Here is a 16,967-nt window from a genome sequence, read left to right on the forward strand (position 1 = left end):
CTCAGCAGCCTGCCGCAGGTCGATTGGCTACTGGGTGATCGTGGTTACGACGCCGACTGGTTCAGAGAAGCATTGAAAGACAAAGGAATACGCGCATGTATCCCCGGCCGAAAGCAGCGGAAGAAAACCGTAAAGTACGACAAGCGCCGGTACAAACGCCGCAACCGCATCGAGATCACGTTCGGCAGGCTCAAGGATTGGCGCCGGGTGGCAACGCGATACGACAGATGTCCAAAGGTCTTACTGTCGGCCATCGCCCTCGCGGCAATCGTTATGTACTGGCTATGTGTCCTGACCCTAGGAAGCTAGGCGCGACGTCTTCGATTATATTGAGCTCTTCTACAACCCGAAGCGCAAGCACACAAACAACGGCATGTTGTCGCCCGTTGACTTCAAAAACAGACAGCAGAAACTGAAGAAGGCAGCTGTCTAGGAAATTAGAGGCACCTCAGTTCAGACCGTCACAGGCCCGCGCATGTCGGCTAAAAAGGAAAGGCGTAGAAAACGATTGTGCCGGCATCGCACAGGTTGTTGACTGAGGTCACAGAATGCCCCGCGCCAGCGGTGCCGAATGTGAAAGTCTATAAACAAAGCGAACCAAAGCGATGAAAGCTGAAACGCGGCCCGCCTTATTGACGCTTATTCTTCTGACGGCCGTATCGGTTCTGTCGCTGAACATGTTTTTGCCATCGCTTGCCAATATTGCTGTTGATCTTCAAGCGGACTATGCCACGGTCAGTCTTGCGGTGGCGGGTTATCTTGCGGTGACGGCGATCATCCAGATGATCGTGGGACCCTTGTCGGATCGTATTGGCCGGCGCCCGGTGATATTGGCTGCTCTGATCGTTTTCACGATGGCTTCGATTGGCTGTGCCTTTGCCACAGATGTATGGACTTTTCTGGCATTCCGGATGCTGCAAGGTGGGATGATCACAGGCTATGTCCTGTCGCTGGCAATTGTCCGTGACACGAACGCCGAACAGCAGGCCGCAGCAGTGATCGGTTATATCAGTATGGCGATGGCGATTGCGCCGATGATTGGGCCCATGCTGGGGGGTGTTCTGGATACTGTCTTCGGATGGCGTGCGAATTTCTATCTTTATGCAGCCCTTGGCGCCATTCTGTTTGCGGTCTGCAAACTGGATTTGGTCGAGACAAAGCCCGTCGCTTTGAAAAGCGGCAGGTCACGTGCCGAAGGGACGCTTGATTTGATACGGGATCCGCTTTTTTGGTCCTATTCCTTTTGCAGCGCCTTTTCGGTTGGTGCGTTTTATATCTTTCTGACAGGGGCGCCATTGGCGGCGCAGTCGCAGTTTGGGGTCACAACAGCCAGGCTGGGCGTCTTGATCGGAACCATAACGGTGGGGTTCCTGCTGGGCAGCTTTATTGCGGGTCGTCTGGCATCCAGGTATCAGCCGACGGGCATGATGATGGCAGGGCGGCTGATTGCTTGTGCCGGATTGGTGGCGGGCATCCTGGTCATGCTTTTGGGATTTGTGTCGCCACTATTATTTTTTGGCAGCACTCTGTTCGTCGGTCTGGGCAATGGCATCACGACCCCAAGCAGCAACGCCGCGGCGATGTCGGTTCGACCGGCCTTGGCGGGCAGTGCCGCAGGCCTGAATGGCGCATTGACCGTTACAGGAGGTGCCGTTCTAACGACCCTTACCAGCATTTTTCTGCCATCCGAGGGACCTGCGCTGATGCTTTTGATCTTGATGCTTGTGTCCTCGGCTATGGGGCTTTTGGCCGTTGTCCTGGCCATCAGCCTGCGGGGCAAAGCAGCAAAACTGGATCTTCGCTGACCGACACTGTGCAGTGAGCTTCAAGGGCTGCGTGGCCGGAACAGTCTTCGCGCAAGGCTTGTCCTAAAGATCCTGCGCCTCGACGATGTCGAATTTCACCTTCGGGAACTGTTTGCGGATTTCGTGTATGATCTGGTCGCGGGCGGGCAGGACGGGGCTGATGGCCAGGAAGGTGCCCTGATAGTGATTGTCCTGCAAAATACCCGCGATTTCAAAGGCATCAAAAGTACCGAACAGGGGGGCGGCAATCACATCTTCATCCCCAAGACCCTGCGCGTGTTTCGGAAGGTCTGTGATATCGATCTGTTCAATATCTTTCGTATTCGTGAAATCAATCGGAGCGAGGTTCTTTATAAGAAGCGTTTTGCGTTTCATCATTGTATCAGCAATAATACTATGTAACATTCTGTCGTGTCTCCGGATAACATTGTAACTTTGTTACTCTACTGATTTCACCATGTGGATGTGTGCGGCGATTTGTCAAACCTAAAAGTTGTAAATTCAAGAAATAACTTGGCAAAAACAATTTGTTTCGCTTGTAGTCGCGTCAAAGGACCGGGGCAGACATGCAAGTTGAATTTCTCAAGTCGCTTATTTCGGCTATTCCGACGCCTGTTGTGATGATCGGTCGCGACGAAAAGGTGATCACGCTGAACGAAAAGGCTGTTGAACTGTTTGGGCAGGGGCTGATCGGGCGCAGTTACATCACAGTACTGCGTCAGCCTGCGATATTAGACGCGGTCGAAGGGGTGTTCAGCACCGGTCAGCCCCGCGATGCGCGGTTTTTCGGATCGGAAGCGGGGCGCGAGACGACCTTTGCCGTGCGCTGCTCGCCCGTGATCGGTGACGGAGAGGCGGCGGTGCTGGTCGCGCTGGAAGACACAACCCATCTGGAAGAACTGGGGCAGATGCGGCGGGATTTTGTGGCCAATGTCAGTCACGAACTGAAAACGCCGCTAACGGCACTGTTGGGCTTTATTGAAACCCTGCGCGGGGCGGCGCGCGATGATAGTGCCGCGCGTGACCGGTTTCTAGGCATCATGGAGCGGGAAGCCACGCGGATGAACCGGCTGGTGCGCGATCTGCTGTCGCTCAGCCGCGTCGAGGGCGAAGAACGCATGCGCCCGAACGAACGGGTCGATGTTGCGGCCATCATCGGGTCGGCCGTTGATACCCTGCGTCCCATGGCCGAAGACAGGGGCGGGCGGCTGACGCTGGCCACTACGACTGATCCGGTCTGGGTGCAGGGTGATCCTGATCAGCTGATGCAGGTGATGACCAATCTGATCGACAATGCCATCAAATACGGCCGGTCGGATCAGACGATCACTGTTGCGGTGCAGGTCAGTCCGCGCGAACCATCGCTGCGCGGGCCGGCCGTGCGGATCGAGGTGCGTGATCAGGGCGACGGAATCGATCCCCTGCATATTCCGCGTCTGACCGAGCGTTTCTATCGCGTTGATAACCACCGGTCGCGCGAGATGGGGGGCACGGGGCTGGGTCTTGCGATTGTGAAGCATATCATCAGCCGTCACCGGGGGCGGATGCGCGTCGACAGCGAAAAGGGCAAAGGCAGTTGTTTTACTGTGCTTTTACCGGTCGATCAGGCGCCGATTGCCCGTCAGCCCGCGGGGCCTGCCGCGCGATAGGTTCAGAAAATCGGCCAATGTCATGAAACTGTTACGAAACTGTCACAAAAGCATTGTGCGCAATAGATAGCCATCCGACCAAGGTCCCCAAAAGTGGGGTCCACCAACCTACTACACTGGGAGCTTTCCTTATGTCTTTTGTGAAACTGACCGCCTCTGCCGTGGCGATCGCTGCCGTTTCCGCAACAGCTGCTTCTGCCCGTGATCAGGTGCAGGTCGCAGGATCATCCACCGTTCTGCCCTATGCATCGATCGTGGCTGAAGCCTTTGGCGAAAACTTTGAATTCCCTACCCCCGTTGTTGAATCGGGCGGGTCCTCTGCCGGTCTGAAGCGTTTCTGTGAAGGCGTTGGCGCCAATACAATCGATATCGCAAACGCATCCCGTGCGATCCGCGAACGTGAAGTTCAGGCCTGTGCCGAAAACGGTGTCACAGACATCATCGAAGTTCGCATCGGCTATGACGGCATCGTTTTTGCGTCGGACGTGAACGGCAATTCTTTCGAATTCACACCGGAAGACTGGTACAAGGCGCTGGCAGCCGAGCATTTCATTGACGGCCAGTTGGTTGCGAACGAATTCACCACCTGGAACCAGGTTCGCGCCGATCTGCCAAACCAGGAAATCCAGGCCTATGTGCCAGGCACCAAGCACGGCACACGTGAAGTGTTCGAAGAAAAGGTGATCCTGCAGGGCTGTGAAGACGGTGGCTTCCTGCAAGCGATGCTGGATAGCGGTGTTGACGAAGACACTGCAGAAAGCAACTGCATGAGCCTGCGCACAGACGGTCGTTCGGTCGACATCGACGGTGACTACACAGAAACTCTGGCCCGTATCGACGCCAACAAAGACGGCATCGGTGTTTTCGGTCTGGCGTTTTATGAAAACAACACAGACACACTGCAGGTTGCGACAATGTCTGGTGTTGAGCCAACCGTTGCAACGATTTCCAGCGGTGAGTACCCCGTTTCACGCCCACTGTACTTCTACATCAAGAAGGCCCACATCGGCGTGATCCCCGGTCTGAAAGAATTCGCTGAGTTCTTCGTATCGGACGAGATTGCCGGTCCAAGCGGTCCTTTGGCCCAATACGGTCTGGTTTCCGATCCAGAGCTGGCCAGCACACAACAGCTGGTTGCTGACGAAAACACCATGGGCAGCAGCATGTAAAACAGGCATGGGGGCTGCCTGCGGGCGGCCCCCGTCCTTCAAGTCTTTCGGCACTTCTTCAAAGGCGCAGTTTCCATGCCCGTTTTCTGGATTTTCGTGATTATCACTGGCCTGGCGGCTGCCGGATATGTTCTGGGCCGTGGTCGCGCCCTGGCCTCGGCCGGTGGGGACCAGCGCAATCTGCATTCCTTGCCATCCTATTACGGATCGAATGCTGCGATTTTTACATTTGTCCCGGCCTTTCTGATTTTGCTGATCTGGCTGGTTCTTCAGCCGATTTTCATCAGTCTTACGGTTCAGGCCAATATCCCCGACAGCGTTGTGCCCGAGGGCAGCACCATCGGTCTGGTCATGAGCGATGTGCGCCGTCTGGCAGATGGACTGGATACCGCCGTCAGCCAAGGGGTGATCACCGACGATTATGCCCGGTCGGTGCGTGTCGATCTGACCGATATACGGGCGCGTCTGGGCGAGGCAGGCGTCGCGCTTGGATCGAACCTGACATCCGAGATTATGATCGCTGCGCAACGGTTCCGGTCGATGACCAACACAGGCAATCTGATCAAAACCATCGTTGTGCTTCTGATTGCACTGGGCGGATTGGGCTATGCCCTGTCGCGCACCCAAAAGGATTTCCGCGCCCGAAACACTGTTGAGGCCACGGTGCGCGTTTTGTTGATTGTTGCGGCCAGTATTGCCATTCTGACCACGATCGGCATCGTTTTGTCGCTGATCTTCAACACGATCGAATTCTTTTTCCTGTATCCCATCGGTGATTTCTTCGGCAGCCTGACCTGGAGTCCCAGTTTTGGTGGCGGATCCGATCTGGGCGTCTGGCCGCTGTTGTGGGGCACGCTGTATATTTCAGTGATTGCCCTGCTGGTGGCGGTGCCCATCGGGCTGTTTTCGGCGATTTATCTGTCTGAATATGCCTCACCCGCCGTGCGATCCGTTGCCAAGCCGATGCTTGAGGTTCTGGCCGGTATCCCCACCATCGTTTACGGTCTTTTCGCACTGCTGACCGTGGGGCCGATGCTGGTCGATGCCTTCGGCGATGACGGCTATCTGGGTCTGGGCTGGATGCAGGGCGGAACGGCCGTGATGACGGCGGGGCTGGTCATGGGCATCATGCTGATCCCCTTTGTCAGTTCGCTGTCCGATGACATCATCAACGCGGTGCCGCAAGCGATGCGCGACGGGTCACTGGGCTTGGGGGCCACCCATTCGGAAACTGTGCGGCAGGTGATCCTGCCCGCGGCGCTGCCGGGTATTGTCGGGGCGGTTCTGCTGGCGGCATCCCGAGCGATCGGGGAAACCATGATCGTCGTTCTGGGGGCAGGGGCCGCTGCACGGATCAGCGCCAATCCCTTTGACGCGATGACAACCATCACTGCCAAGATCGTCAGTCAGTTGACCGGTGACGCCGATTTCGCATCGCCCGAGGTTCTGGTGGCCTTTGCCCTGGGGATGACGCTGTTTGTGATCACCCTGGGCCTGAATGTCTTTGCCCTTTATATCGTCCGCAAATACCGGGAGCAGTACGAATGACTGACGCCACCGCAGGACAACCCGCAGCGCGCCCGCGTCGGGAAAAGACGTCTTTGCTGACGCAGGACGGTCGCACCAAGCGCCGCAATGCGGCTGAGACCCGCTTCAAGATCTATGGCATCATCGCCATCAGCATCGGTCTGCTGTTTCTGATGGGCATGCTGATCACGATCATCTCGAACGGGTCGCGCGCCTTTACCCAGACCTTCATCACGATGGAGGTCACGCTGGACGAAGCTGTGCTGGACAAGAACGGCAACCGCGATCTGGCCGATATCCGGCGCGTGTCGACATTCGGTTACGCCCCGCTGATCAATGCCGCGCTTGAAAACAAGGTGCAGGATTTGGGCATAGAAACACTGCTGGAAGATGGCGCGGCCATGCGGGCGATCATGTCAGCCAGTGCAGCGGCCCAACTGCGCGATTATGTTCTGTCCAACCCTGATCAGATCGGTGAAACGGTTGAATTTCAGTTTCTGGCGTCCAGCCGTGTGGATGGATACCTGAAGGGCCGTGTGACGCGTGAGTCGATTGCGCGCGACCGCAACATTTCGTCCGCGCATCTGCTGCTGATCGACGATCTGATGGAACAGGGCACGGTCGAGCGCAGTTTCAACCTGGGCTTTATCACTGGCACTGATGCCTCGGAATCGCGCCCCGAACAGGCCGGTATCGGCGCATCGATGATCGGCTCCTTCTTCATGATGCTGGTGGTGCTGGCGCTGTCGCTGCCCATTGGTGTTGCGGCCTCGATCTATCTTGAGGAATTCGCGCCCAAGAACCTGTTTACCGATTTCATCGAGGTCAATATCTCGAATCTGGCCGCTGTGCCATCGATTGTCTTTGGTATTCTGGGGCTGGCGGTCTTTATCCAGTTCGCGCATCTGCCTCAGTCAGCGCCCATTGTGGGGGGGCTGGTGCTGACGCTGATGACACTGCCCACGATCATCATTTCAACGCGCGCCTCGCTAAAGGCCGTGCCGCCGTCGATCCGCGATGCGGCGCTGGGTGTTGGGGCGTCGAAAATGCAGTCGGTCTTCCACCACGTTCTGCCGCTGGCCATGCCTGGCATCCTGACGGGGACGATCATCGGTCTGGCGCAGGCCCTGGGTGAAACCGCACCGCTTTTGCTGATCGGAATGGTGGGCTTTATCGCCTCGGAATATCCGGATGGTTTTGTCGGCGGCTTCCTTGACCCGAATTCTGCCATGCCCGCGCAAATTTTTGAATGGGCCAAACGCGCCGATCCGGCCTATTACGAAAGGGCCTGGGGCGGTATAATCGTGCTTCTTGTGTTCCTGATGACGATGAATTTGATCGCAATCATCTTGCGTCGTCGCTTTGAACGTCGTTGGTAAGGGGATCGACATGAACGACATGAGACTTCTGGAGAGAGACGTGGACACCAACGACATCAAGATCGCAGCCCGCGACGTGCAGGTTTATTATGGCGATACCCATGCGATCAAGGACGTGAACGTTGATATTGCCGACAACACCGTAACGGCCTTTATCGGTCCGTCGGGTTGCGGCAAGACGACATTCCTGCGCTGTATGAACCGGATGAACGACACGATTGACATCGCCCGCGTCGAAGGGGTGATCAAGATCGACGACGAAGACATCTATGACAAGAATGTCGATCCGGTGCAGTTGCGCGCCAAGGTGGGGATGGTGTTTCAGAAACCCAATCCCTTTCCCAAATCAATCTATGACAACGTAGCCTACGGTCCCAAGATCCACGGGCTGGCCAAGAACAAGGCCGAATTGGATGATATCGTCGAAAACGCCCTGCGGCGCGGCGCGATCTGGGACGAGGTCAAGGACCGCTTGCAGGAACCTGGCACCGGGTTGTCGGGCGGACAGCAGCAGCGTTTGTGCATCGCGCGGGCCGTTGCGACCGAGCCTGAGGTTCTGCTGATGGACGAACCCTGTTCGGCGCTGGACCCGATCGCGACCGCGCAGATCGAGGAACTGATCGACGAATTGCGCCAGAATTATTCAGTGGTGATCGTCACCCATTCCATGCAGCAGGCCGCGCGCGTCAGCCAGAAAACCGCGTTTTTCCATCTGGGCAATCTGGTCGAATATGGGTCAACCGGCGACATCTTTACCAACCCTCAGGACCCGCGGACTGAAAGTTACATCACCGGCCGGATTGGCTGATCGGAGAACAGAAATGAACGAACGTCACATTGTATCCTCGTTCGACCGCGATCTTGAGGCCGTGCAGGCCCTGATCGTCAAGATGGGCGGACTGGTCGAACAGGCCATCATCGATGCCGCCAAATCGCTTGAGTTGCGCGACGAAGAGCTGGCCGAACAGGTGCGCCGCAATGATGCCCGCATTGACGCGCTGGAAGAACAGGCGAATGAAGAGGTCGCCCGCGTCATCGCCCTGCGCGCGCCCATGGGCACCGATTTGCGCGTGGTCCTCAGCGTGATGAAGATCAGCGCCAATCTGGAACGCATCGGCGATTATGCCAAGAACATTGCCAAACGCACCAGCGTCCTGGTGCAGCTGCAGCAGATCGAGGGTACCTCGGCTGCGCTGCGCCGCATGGCGAAAGAGGTCGAAACGATGCTGAAAGACGCGCTGGATGCCTATATCCACAGTGACGCCGAGCTGGCCCAGGATATACGGATGCGCGACCATGATGTCGATCAGATGTACAACGCGCTTTTCCGCGAATTCCTGACCTTCATGATGGAAGACCCCCGCAATATCACCGCCTGCATGCATCTGCACTTTATCGCCAAGAACATCGAACGGATGGGCGATCATGTCACGTCGATTTGCGAACAGGTGATCTATTACGTCACCGGCGAGGCGCCCGAAGATGCGCGTCCCAAAGGTGACAAAACCGCCTATGATCTAACAGGCGCGTAGGAGCACGACAGATGGCAGCAGATCAACCCACAGTTCTGGTGGTTGAGGATGAACCGGCACAGCGTGAAGTTCTGGCCTATAACCTGGAAGCCGAAGGGTTTCTGGTGTCCAAGGCCGAAAACGGGGAAGAGGCGCTGCTGCTGGTCGACGAACTGTCGCCCGACATCATCGTGCTGGACTGGATGCTGCCCAATGTCAGCGGGATCGAGGTCTGCCGCCGCCTGAAGATGCGCACCGATACGCGCAGTGTGCCGATCATCATGCTGTCGGCGCGCGGCGAAGAGGTCGACCGTGTGCGGGGCCTGGAAACCGGCGCTGATGACTATGTGGTCAAACCCTATTCCGTGGTCGAACTGATGGCCCGCGTCCGCACACAACTGCGCCGCACGCGTCCCGCGACCATCGGGCTGAAGCTGGAATTCGAAGATATTGTTCTGGATGCCGAAACCCATCGCGTGATCCGCGACGGCCAGCCGCTGAAACTGGGCCCGACCGAATTTCGCCTGCTGTCAACCTTCATGGAAAAACCGGGCCGCGTCTGGAGCCGGGAACAACTGCTCGACCGCGTCTGGGGTCGCGATATTTATGTCGACACCCGCACCGTTGATGTCCACATCGGCCGCCTGCGCAAGGCGCTCTGCCAACACGACGGCCAGGACCCCATCCGCACCGTCCGCGGCGCGGGTTACGCTTTGGGTTAACAAGACCATCATTATTGTTCCAAAAATACTCTGGGGCTTGGGGCAAAGCCCCAAAATCGCACGAAGTGCCAGAGATAATGCGCGCCTTTGCGCGCTCCTTATGATTGATAAAATCAGGCGCTGACATCCGCCCATGTCAGACCGAACCGATCCAGATACTTCCGCAGCCGATCCGCATCGTTGCGGCTGGCCTTTTGTGCGCGGCTGGCGGCGAACAGGCGGCGGCCGGCCGCACTCAGACTAGCGGACTGGCGGCAGGCGCGGATGACGGCGGCCAGTTGGACCAGGTCGAATTCGTCGATCCCGTCGGCGGCGTCCCCCAGCACATCCCGCACCAGTTGCGCATCCTGGTTTTCATTGGCCCGCGCCCATTGGGCGGTCAGCCAGGTGATCTCATCTTCCACCATCTTCACGGTGACCCGCCCGCGGGGCGCCAGAGTACACAGCCGCTGGACCGAGGCGCCAAGGTCCCGAAAATTTCCCGGCCACAGCGTCGCGGGGTCTTTGGCGAACCGCATATATTTCTGCGCCGCGTCGGTGTTGAAGCCCACCTGCGTCCCAAGCGTTTTTTCCGCGCGGGACAGTTCATATTCGATATTCGGCTCGATATCCTCACGCCGGTCCCGCAGGGCGGGCAGGGTGAAGGTCCACATATTCAGCCGCGCATAAAGATCGGGGCGAAAGCGGCCTTGGGCCACCAGCGCGGCCAGATCGCGGTTCGCGCCTGCGATGACGTGAAAGCGGCTGGTGACCTCATGATCAGCGCCCATCGGGTAGTACCGCCCGCTTTCGATGGCATGCAGGATCAGCGCCTGTTCGTCCACGCCCAGCTCATCCACCTCATCCAGGAACAGCACGCCACCGTCGGCCTCGCGCAGCAGCCCCCGGCGTTCGCTGCCCGCGCCGCCCATTTCGCCCCGGCGTCGACCAAACAGAGTGGGCATCGCACGATCACCCTTCAGCGTGCCGCAGTTGACCTGCACAAACCGTCCCTTCACCCGGCGGCGCTGCAGTTTCAGCTCATAGATACGCTCGGCCAGATCGGTCTTGCCCGTGCCCGTCGCCCCCAACAAAAGCATTGGCGCGTCTGATGTCGTGGCGACCAACTCAATCCGTTCGATCAGCGCGTTAAAGCCCGGATTGCGGGTCTCAATCCCCGCCTTCAGCAGCGCGTTATATTCGCGTGAGGCCAGATCAAACCGCTGCTGCAGCGCGTTATATTTGCTGAGATCCAGGTCAATGACATCCAGCGTTCCGGCGGGCATATCTTCGCCCCGCGGCGGCCCCGTTTGCAGCAGGCGCGCGGGCACGTGGCGGGATTCTGTCAGCAGAAACCAACAGATCTGCGCAACATGGGTGCCGGTGGTCAGATGCACGTGATAACGTTCGCGGTCCTCATCAAAGCCATAATCGCGGGCGAAATCGAACAGCTTGCCGTAGACCTCTTGAAAATCCCAAGGGTCGGCCAAATCCATGCGGCGCAGCAGCACTTCGGTCTCGGGCGAGACACTGGCGATGGCCTGTTCGACCGAATGGGCCAGACGGCGGTATTCGTCGTCATAAAGCAATTCCAGCCGGTCAACGGGGAAATCGTCGTGGCCGCACAGCTGCACCGACGGCCGCCAACGCCGCTTTTTGCCCATATCAAGCTGGGTTCCGAGGAAGCCGATGACTACGTTTCTCATGACATTATCTTTTTGTATAAAAAACTATCCCTGTAAATAGTATTATTTCTTAGCTCTATAGCCAAAACGCTAATTAATCTAATCGTATCAATGCCTTATGCGTTTTTTACTTTTTCCTGTTTGCCGCAACGTGAATCAGCCAAATTCATCCTTGTAAACAAGAAGGAAGCAAAGCAATGGCAAACAAATCCGTGTTTGCATCGATGAAAGGCCGGTTGCTGCCACGGGCAGACACCAAGAATGCCCACGCAGCACCGGCCTACGCTTATACCGATGCCCATTATCTGGCCCAGGTTGCCGTGACGGGGACCTTTGGCAACATGTATTACCAGTCGCCGCAGGATGAACTGGAATATACCCTTGATCTGGCCGAAGCGGTGGATGCCGAGTTCCTGGCCAAAACCGCGATATATGCGCGGGCCAAGGGGCATATGAAGGATATGCCAGCGGTTCTGCTGGCGACTCTCGCGCGGCGTGATCCGGTGTTGTTCCGGGCGGCTTTCGGTCGCGTGGTCGACAACGGCAAGATGCTGCGGACGTTCGTGCAGATCATCCGGTCGGGGCAGACGGGGCGGAAATCGCTTGGCTCTGCGCCCAAGGCGATGGTCGCGAACTGGCTGAACAGCGCGTCTGACCGGGCGATCCTGAATGCCAACGTGGGCAATGACCCATCGCTGGCCGATGTGATCAAGATGGTGCACCCCAAGCCGGGTTCGGCCGCGCGGGAAGCTCTGTTTGCCTGGATCATCGGGCGTCCGTGTGATGTGGAGCAGTTGCCGCAGGCGGTGCAGGACTATCTGGCGTTCAAGGAAACGGGCAAGGGCCCGGTCCCGGATGTGCCGTTTCAGATGCTGACGCAGCTTCCGCTGACGCAGAAGCAGTGGATGCGGATTGCGCAGAACGGATCGTGGCAGATGGTTCGGATGAACCTGAACACCTTCCTGCGTCACGGCGTGTTTGAACATCAGCGCATGGTGACCCATGTGGCCGATGTTCTGCGCGACGCGAGCCGGATCGCCAAGGCACGGGTGTTCCCGTACCAGCTGATGGTGGCCGCGCAGTCGGTGTCGGACGAGATGCCGGGCGAAATCCGCGACGCGCTGCATGATGCGATGGAAGTCGCGGTGCAGAACGTGCCGGTGATCGAAGGTCAGGTTGTCGTCTGCCCGGACGTATCGGGGTCGATGACATGGCCTGTGACCGGGTATCGGACGGGCGCAAGCTCGGCCGTGCGGCATGTGGATGTGGCAGCCCTTGTGGCGGCCAGCATCCTGCGTCGTAATCCGGCGGCAACCGTTCTGCCGTTTGAGCGGATGGTTCGGACATCGCGTCTTCAGGCGCGGGATACGATCCTGACGAACGCCGAACGGCTGGCCGATCTGGCCGGTGGTGGAACGAACTGTTCCGCGCCGCTGGAATGGTTGAACGACCGCAACCAGGCGCCTGATCTGGTGGTGTTTGTGTCGGACAACCAGTCCTGGGTGGATGCCCAGGGCGGCGGTCAGGCGACGCATATGATGTATCAGTGGGAGGTGCTGAAACGGCGCAACCCACAGGCCAAACTGGTCTGCATCGACATCGCGCCGTACGGCACGACCCAGGCCAAAAGCCGGTCCGATGTTCTGAACATCGGTGGGTTTTCAGACACTGTCTTTGACCAGATCGCGGCGTTCGCGTCGGGTCGGATGGGGCCGCAGTACTGGGTGGGCGAGATCGATAAGATCGCGCTGTAGATAACAAAGGGTCAGGCGGAATGCCTGTGGGACTACATCCAGAACCATGTCCCGTCTCACGGATTTCTTGTCCGCCTGGCCCATCTGGATTGGAACGGAATTTCGGCGAATGCCGGTGGAACTACATGCCTATAACGCCCGAGATGTGGGTAAAAATCCCACCACCGTCCGCGGTGTAGCTCAAACGACAGAGCGCGGTTTGTTTCACCCCCACCTTGTCGCCGGACCCGAATGAGAGAAAGGTCAGGAGGAATGCCTGCAGGACTACATCGCTGTTAACGATCCCGCCCCTCCAAAAGGGGCTGTCTTGCAAATTTTTGTCCTCCTGACTGAGTGAATACTGGATGGAAATGAAAATGTTGTTTGAACGACTTACCCGCCCGGTGGGCACCACCGGGCCGCGCCCGACCTCCCCCACGGGAGGGCGCTTCTCGCCCACCCGAGGTCGGTCGCTGCCCTCAGCGCTGATAGACAAAGAAAGGACAAAACCCCGGCGAATGCTGGTGGAACTACATCGTGTCGCAGGTTCGAATCCTGCCGCTGACAATCGGTTAGCGTAGCTCAGTTGGTAGAGCAGTTCCCGTTTCACCCCCTTGTCGCGGGGGTTCGATATTGTTGTAGAAAGTTGAAATGATGAAACAGCACGCGCTTTTTTGTAAGAAATGTAAAACCCGGCTGACACACTGGTTAGTGCCCATTGTGGCAGATGATCAGGCACAGGCGCTATGTCATTTCAAGGAATGTGACCCCGGCGCGGAACCCGTTGACACGGTTCCACCGGGCTATGGTCTGGTGATGGCGGACAAGGTCTTGCAGGCCCGAAAAGATGAGTGGCCTGGCACGCGCATACAAGAGGGCATCTGGCTGAGCCTTTCTGATTTAACCGATGCTGTTTGCTATACAACGCTGACCAGACGACTGAGCGGATGTTGCGGACCCTCTGGCATCGATGGACCGAACCGTATTTGCACATGCGGGGCGGAAGTGGGCACTGAAAGCTCGGACTGCTGGACGCTTCGCAACTTTGTGTCCGAGACAAAAAATACCGAATGGAAAGAACAAGAATGACCGAGACTGATAAAAAAGACCCGATCACGGGCGACCATCTGATTGAATGGGGCCACGCCCCGGGGCCGAAGTTCAAGGCCCTGCTGGTGCGCGCGAATGAGGCGCGGGATCAGGGTTATGGCATGATCAAAATCCGCCAGATGCTGGAAGGCGAAATCGTGCCCCTGCCGCCCAAGCTGGACCTGCGCGCAACCGGTGAGGTGCCGTTTGAGGTCAATATCGAAGCGCAGGATGAGGACGAGCTGAAAAACGTCGAAGATGTGCGCCAGACCATGACGGCGCTGATGCGGACGCCCACGATTGAGGCGGGTGCGATCATGCCCGATGCCTGCCCCGCCGGTCCTGTCGGCACGATCCCTGTGGGCGGCGTGGCGGCAGCGCGGAATGCGATCCATCCGGGCATGCACTCGGCCGATATCTGTTGTTCGGTCATGATGACGGACCTGGGTGATGCGGACCCCAAAGCTGTGCTGGATGCGGCGCAGTCGGTCACGCATTTCGGCCCCGGCGGGCGGCCACAGGGCAAACGCTTCACGACGTCACTGAAGCTGCTGGATGCGTTTCGGGAAAACCGTTTTCTGAACAATCCCAAGATCTTACGCATGGGGCAGGAACATATGGGCACCCAGGGCGACGGGAACCACTTTCTGTTTGTGGGCCGGTCGCGCAAGACGGGGCGCACGGCGATTGTCACCCACCACGGGTCGCGCGGCCCGGGGGCTGTGCTGTACAAGCTGGGGATGGACGTGGCGCAGAAATACCGCCGCGAACTGTCGCCAGACACGCTGAAGCAGAACGCCTGGATTCCGGCCGATACCGAGGATGGGCGCGAGTATTGGGATGCCTTGCAGCTGATCCGCAAATGGACCAAGGCCAACCATAACGCGATCCATCAGGCCACGGTTGAGGCCGCGCGCGTGAACTCGGACGATCGGTTCTGGAACGAACATAACTTCGTCTTCAAGCGGGGTGATCTGTTCTATCATGGCAAGGGCGCGACGCCCGCCTGGGGCGATTATGCGGCCGATGCCACGGGTCTGACGCTGATCCCGTTGAATATGTCCGAACCAGTTCTGGTCGTGCGCGGGCAGGATACGGATCACGGGCTGGGTTTCAGTCCGCACGGCGCGGGGCGGAATTTCTCGCGCTCGGAACACAAGCGTCGGATGGGGTCGATGACGGCCGATCAGATGCTGAAGGCCGAAACGCAGGGGCTGGATATCCGGTTCCACGCGGGCGGTGTGGATGCGTCCGAACTGCCGTCGAGCTATAAAAAGGCCGATGCGGTCGTGCGCCAGATCAAGGACTACGGTTTGGCCGAGATCGAGGACTATATCGACCCCTACGGCTGCATCATGGCCGGCGACGTCCCGCCGTTCTGGAAAAACAGGAAACGGGGGCGGCGATGACACGTGCATCGCTGGCCCCGGGCTTTGGTCCCGCGTTTGAGCGGGCAAAGTCAGGCCAGCCCGGACTGGTCGAAGTGCTAGAGCAGCATAACCCGCTTTTCGTGGCAAAACTGGCCGGTGAGATGCGCTGGCATGTTTCGCCCCAGGGGTTTTTCCAGACTGTCGTCGAGGGTATCAGTGTGGCAGGGCTGGATTATGCCATGACAACATCGGGGTCTGGTTGGCAGCGGGAAAAAGCATTGCGTGCGATTAAGACTGTGCACGAGCCCTTTACCCTGGCGCTTTTGTTGCTGCGGTTGAATGACTGGGTTCTGCCCGTCAGCCGTGCTGCAATCGAAACACTGGGGCTGCTGATCCGGACGCAACCTGATCAGTTGGCCCGCGCCATTCCGGCCTGTATCCCATTGATCATTGACGAAGACCGATATGGTCGGCGTGCCGGGGACACTCAGGCCACGCGCCTGAAACTTCTTGAGGTTTCGGATGTTTCCCGACGGTTGAAAGATAGCGTTCTGAATGATGCTGGTGATGATGCGGCAAATACGCTTGGCTTTCTACTGCGCGCGCCTGTGTTGGACGATCACCTTGATCTGATGGCACTGCAGGCCCGGCATCCACGGGTGCGGGCGATGGCCTTGCGCGCCGCGTTGAGTGGGGCCCATCACTGGAAGGGGCAGGGTTTCGGGCGTCGTCTGTTCACCCGACCCATCAATGCGGACATTAACACCGTTCAACTGGCGCAGCTTGCCTTGTCAGACCATGTGCCCGCGATAAAGAACATCGCGCTGCAACATCTGGTCGAACGGTCTGATGAACCGCTGTCCGACAGTCTGTTGCGGTCGTTCGCGCTGGATCATGGCAGGGGGCTGTCGGATACGGCCATCTTTGCTTTGAAAAAGCAGGGCTTTGACGTGCGGGGGTGGTTGTTATCGCTGCTGGACACAGACATGCGCCCGCGTGCGGCCAGCGTTCTGGGGCGGCATGGGCATCAAGAGGACGGCAGTGTTCTGTTTGATCTGTGGCAGCGCGACGCCGATGATAAGTGCCTTGTGGCTGCTGCGCAGTGTGGTGAACCGCGCGCGGTTACGGCTTTGAAGTTAATCGCCCTGACAGAAAAAGATGTGGCGCGGGCACGCCGGGCCACCAAGGTTCTTTTTCGGCGTATTTTGTTGAAAAACACTTGTTGATCGCGTTGCCCAAGACTGATTCAATTCCCTTATTGGTTGGGGGCATTGGCGATGATGGGACCGAAACAGGAAGCACAAGCTGCGCTGTTCTATGAATTCTCGCTTGAGGATCACGTCCCACAA

At 58.1% G+C, this 16,967-nt stretch carries 16 protein-coding genes and 1 pseudogene; 14 read left to right on the forward strand and 3 right to left on the reverse strand.

Annotated elements, in window-relative coordinates; all coding sequences use genetic code 11:
* The 3 genes and pseudogenes from H7848_RS18650 to H7848_RS18660 all read left to right on the forward strand — a co-directional run.
* The coding region (locus H7848_RS18650) for a transposase (protein ID WP_208354387.1) at positions 1–309 on the forward strand (309 nt) is incomplete at its 5' end.
* Positions 302–433: pseudogene (locus H7848_RS18655) on the forward strand (IS3 family transposase); the annotation flags it as partial. The gene H7848_RS18650 and the pseudogene H7848_RS18655, both read left to right, overlap by 8 nt.
* 172 nt (positions 434–605) lie before the next feature.
* Positions 606–1,805 carry a multidrug effflux MFS transporter gene (locus tag H7848_RS18660; RefSeq protein ID WP_208354388.1) on the forward strand — a complete coding sequence of 400 codons (1,200 nt, stop codon included), beginning with the start codon at positions 606–608 and terminating at the stop codon, positions 1,803–1,805.
* Between the two features lie 63 nt (positions 1,806–1,868).
* Here H7848_RS18660 and H7848_RS18665 read toward each other — a convergent pair whose 3' ends face one another.
* Positions 1,869–2,210, reverse strand: a complete 342-nt coding sequence (locus tag H7848_RS18665) for a hypothetical protein (protein WP_208354391.1) — start codon at positions 2,208–2,210, stop codon at positions 1,869–1,871.
* A gap of 161 nt (positions 2,211–2,371) precedes the next feature.
* On the opposite strand from H7848_RS18665, the gene H7848_RS18670 reads away from it, so the two are divergent.
* The 7 genes from H7848_RS18670 to phoB all read left to right on the forward strand — a co-directional run bounded on the left by H7848_RS18670 (position 2,372) and on the right by phoB (position 9,762).
* Positions 2,372–3,454 carry an ATP-binding protein gene (locus H7848_RS18670; protein WP_208354392.1) on the forward strand — a complete coding sequence of 361 codons (1,083 nt, stop codon included), beginning with the start codon at positions 2,372–2,374 and terminating at the stop codon, positions 3,452–3,454.
* 131 nt (positions 3,455–3,585) lie between these two features.
* Positions 3,586–4,623: a substrate-binding domain-containing protein gene (locus H7848_RS18675; RefSeq protein ID WP_208354394.1), complete on the forward strand. Its 1,038-nt coding sequence runs from the start codon at positions 3,586–3,588 to the stop codon at positions 4,621–4,623.
* 75 nt (positions 4,624–4,698) lie between these two features.
* The gene (gene pstC, locus H7848_RS18680; RefSeq protein ID WP_208354395.1) at positions 4,699–6,171 is read left to right on the forward strand and encodes a phosphate ABC transporter permease subunit PstC; all 1,473 of its coding nucleotides are present in this window, start codon (positions 4,699–4,701) and stop codon (positions 6,169–6,171) included.
* Positions 6,168–7,529 carry a phosphate ABC transporter permease PstA gene (gene pstA / locus H7848_RS18685; RefSeq protein ID WP_208354396.1) on the forward strand — a complete coding sequence of 454 codons (1,362 nt, stop codon included), beginning with the start codon at positions 6,168–6,170 and terminating at the stop codon, positions 7,527–7,529. The genes pstC and pstA overlap by 4 nt, the downstream gene beginning before the upstream one ends.
* Positions 7,530–7,539: 10 nt before the next feature.
* Entirely contained in the window at positions 7,540–8,337 is a 798-nt protein-coding gene (pstB, locus tag H7848_RS18690; RefSeq protein ID WP_208354397.1) for a phosphate ABC transporter ATP-binding protein PstB, read from the forward strand.
* 13 nt (positions 8,338–8,350) lie between these two features.
* Entirely contained in the window at positions 8,351–9,061 is a 711-nt protein-coding gene (gene phoU, locus H7848_RS18695) for a phosphate signaling complex protein PhoU (RefSeq protein WP_208354398.1), read from the forward strand.
* 11 nt (positions 9,062–9,072) lie between these two features.
* Positions 9,073–9,762, forward strand: a complete 690-nt coding sequence (gene phoB / locus H7848_RS18700; protein WP_208354400.1) for a phosphate regulon transcriptional regulator PhoB — start codon at positions 9,073–9,075, stop codon at positions 9,760–9,762.
* A gap of 113 nt (positions 9,763–9,875) precedes the next feature.
* Here phoB and rtcR read toward each other — a convergent pair whose 3' ends face one another.
* A complete protein-coding gene (gene rtcR / locus H7848_RS18705; RefSeq protein ID WP_208354403.1) occupies positions 9,876–11,447 on the reverse strand; it encodes an RNA repair transcriptional activator RtcR in 1,572 nt (523 codons plus the stop codon).
* A gap of 176 nt (positions 11,448–11,623) precedes the next feature.
* On the opposite strand from rtcR, the gene H7848_RS18710 reads away from it, so the two are divergent.
* Positions 11,624–13,180 carry a vWA domain-containing protein gene (locus tag H7848_RS18710; RefSeq protein WP_208354404.1) on the forward strand — a complete coding sequence of 519 codons (1,557 nt, stop codon included), beginning with the start codon at positions 11,624–11,626 and terminating at the stop codon, positions 13,178–13,180.
* A 121-nt stretch (positions 13,181–13,301) separates the two neighbouring features.
* Here the strand turns inward: H7848_RS18710 and H7848_RS18715 are convergent, their stop codons facing one another.
* Complete coding sequence (locus H7848_RS18715) at positions 13,302–13,898, reverse strand: hypothetical protein (RefSeq protein WP_208354405.1); 597 nt, start codon at positions 13,896–13,898, stop codon at positions 13,302–13,304.
* On the opposite strand from H7848_RS18715, the gene H7848_RS18720 reads away from it, so the two are divergent.
* The 3 genes from H7848_RS18720 to H7848_RS18730 are packed head-to-tail and all read left to right on the forward strand — an operon-like array spanning position 13,880 to position 16,844.
* Positions 13,880–14,248, forward strand: a complete 369-nt coding sequence (locus H7848_RS18720) for a hypothetical protein (RefSeq protein WP_208354406.1) — start codon at positions 13,880–13,882, stop codon at positions 14,246–14,248. The genes H7848_RS18715 and H7848_RS18720 overlap by 19 nt on opposite strands.
* Entirely contained in the window at positions 14,245–15,657 is a 1,413-nt protein-coding gene (locus H7848_RS18725) for an RtcB family protein (protein WP_208354407.1), read from the forward strand. Before H7848_RS18720 ends, H7848_RS18725 begins: the two co-directional genes overlap by 4 nt.
* Complete coding sequence (locus H7848_RS18730) at positions 15,654–16,844, forward strand: hypothetical protein (protein ID WP_208354408.1); 1,191 nt, start codon at positions 15,654–15,656, stop codon at positions 16,842–16,844. The genes H7848_RS18725 and H7848_RS18730 overlap by 4 nt, the downstream gene beginning before the upstream one ends.
* Positions 16,845–16,967 lie beyond the last annotated feature (123 nt).

Source organism: Pseudaestuariivita rosea, from assembly GCF_017592335.1.
Taxonomy (GTDB): domain Bacteria; phylum Pseudomonadota; class Alphaproteobacteria; order Rhodobacterales; family Rhodobacteraceae; genus Parasulfitobacter; species Parasulfitobacter rosea.

Excerpts from the sequence above, each read along its gene's own strand:
- H7848_RS18660 (WP_208354388.1), top strand. The coding sequence starts at position 606 with ATGAAAGCTGAAACGCGGCCCGCCTTATTGACGCTTATTCTTCTGACG.
- H7848_RS18665 (WP_208354391.1), bottom strand. The coding sequence starts at position 2,210 with ATGTTACATAGTATTATTGCTGATACAATGATGAAACGCAAAACGCTT.
- H7848_RS18670 (WP_208354392.1), top strand. The coding sequence starts at position 2,372 with ATGCAAGTTGAATTTCTCAAGTCGCTTATTTCGGCTATTCCGACGCCT.
- H7848_RS18675 (WP_208354394.1), top strand. The coding sequence starts at position 3,586 with ATGTCTTTTGTGAAACTGACCGCCTCTGCCGTGGCGATCGCTGCCGTT.
- pstC (WP_208354395.1), top strand. The coding sequence starts at position 4,699 with ATGCCCGTTTTCTGGATTTTCGTGATTATCACTGGCCTGGCGGCTGCC.
- pstA (WP_208354396.1), top strand. The coding sequence starts at position 6,168 with ATGACTGACGCCACCGCAGGACAACCCGCAGCGCGCCCGCGTCGGGAA.
- pstB (WP_208354397.1), top strand. The coding sequence starts at position 7,540 with ATGAACGACATGAGACTTCTGGAGAGAGACGTGGACACCAACGACATC.
- phoU (WP_208354398.1), top strand. The coding sequence starts at position 8,351 with ATGAACGAACGTCACATTGTATCCTCGTTCGACCGCGATCTTGAGGCC.
- phoB (WP_208354400.1), top strand. The coding sequence starts at position 9,073 with ATGGCAGCAGATCAACCCACAGTTCTGGTGGTTGAGGATGAACCGGCA.
- rtcR (WP_208354403.1), bottom strand. The coding sequence starts at position 11,447 with ATGAGAAACGTAGTCATCGGCTTCCTCGGAACCCAGCTTGATATGGGC.
- H7848_RS18710 (WP_208354404.1), top strand. The coding sequence starts at position 11,624 with ATGGCAAACAAATCCGTGTTTGCATCGATGAAAGGCCGGTTGCTGCCA.
- H7848_RS18725 (WP_208354407.1), top strand. The coding sequence starts at position 14,245 with ATGACCGAGACTGATAAAAAAGACCCGATCACGGGCGACCATCTGATT.
- H7848_RS18730 (WP_208354408.1), top strand. The coding sequence starts at position 15,654 with ATGACACGTGCATCGCTGGCCCCGGGCTTTGGTCCCGCGTTTGAGCGG.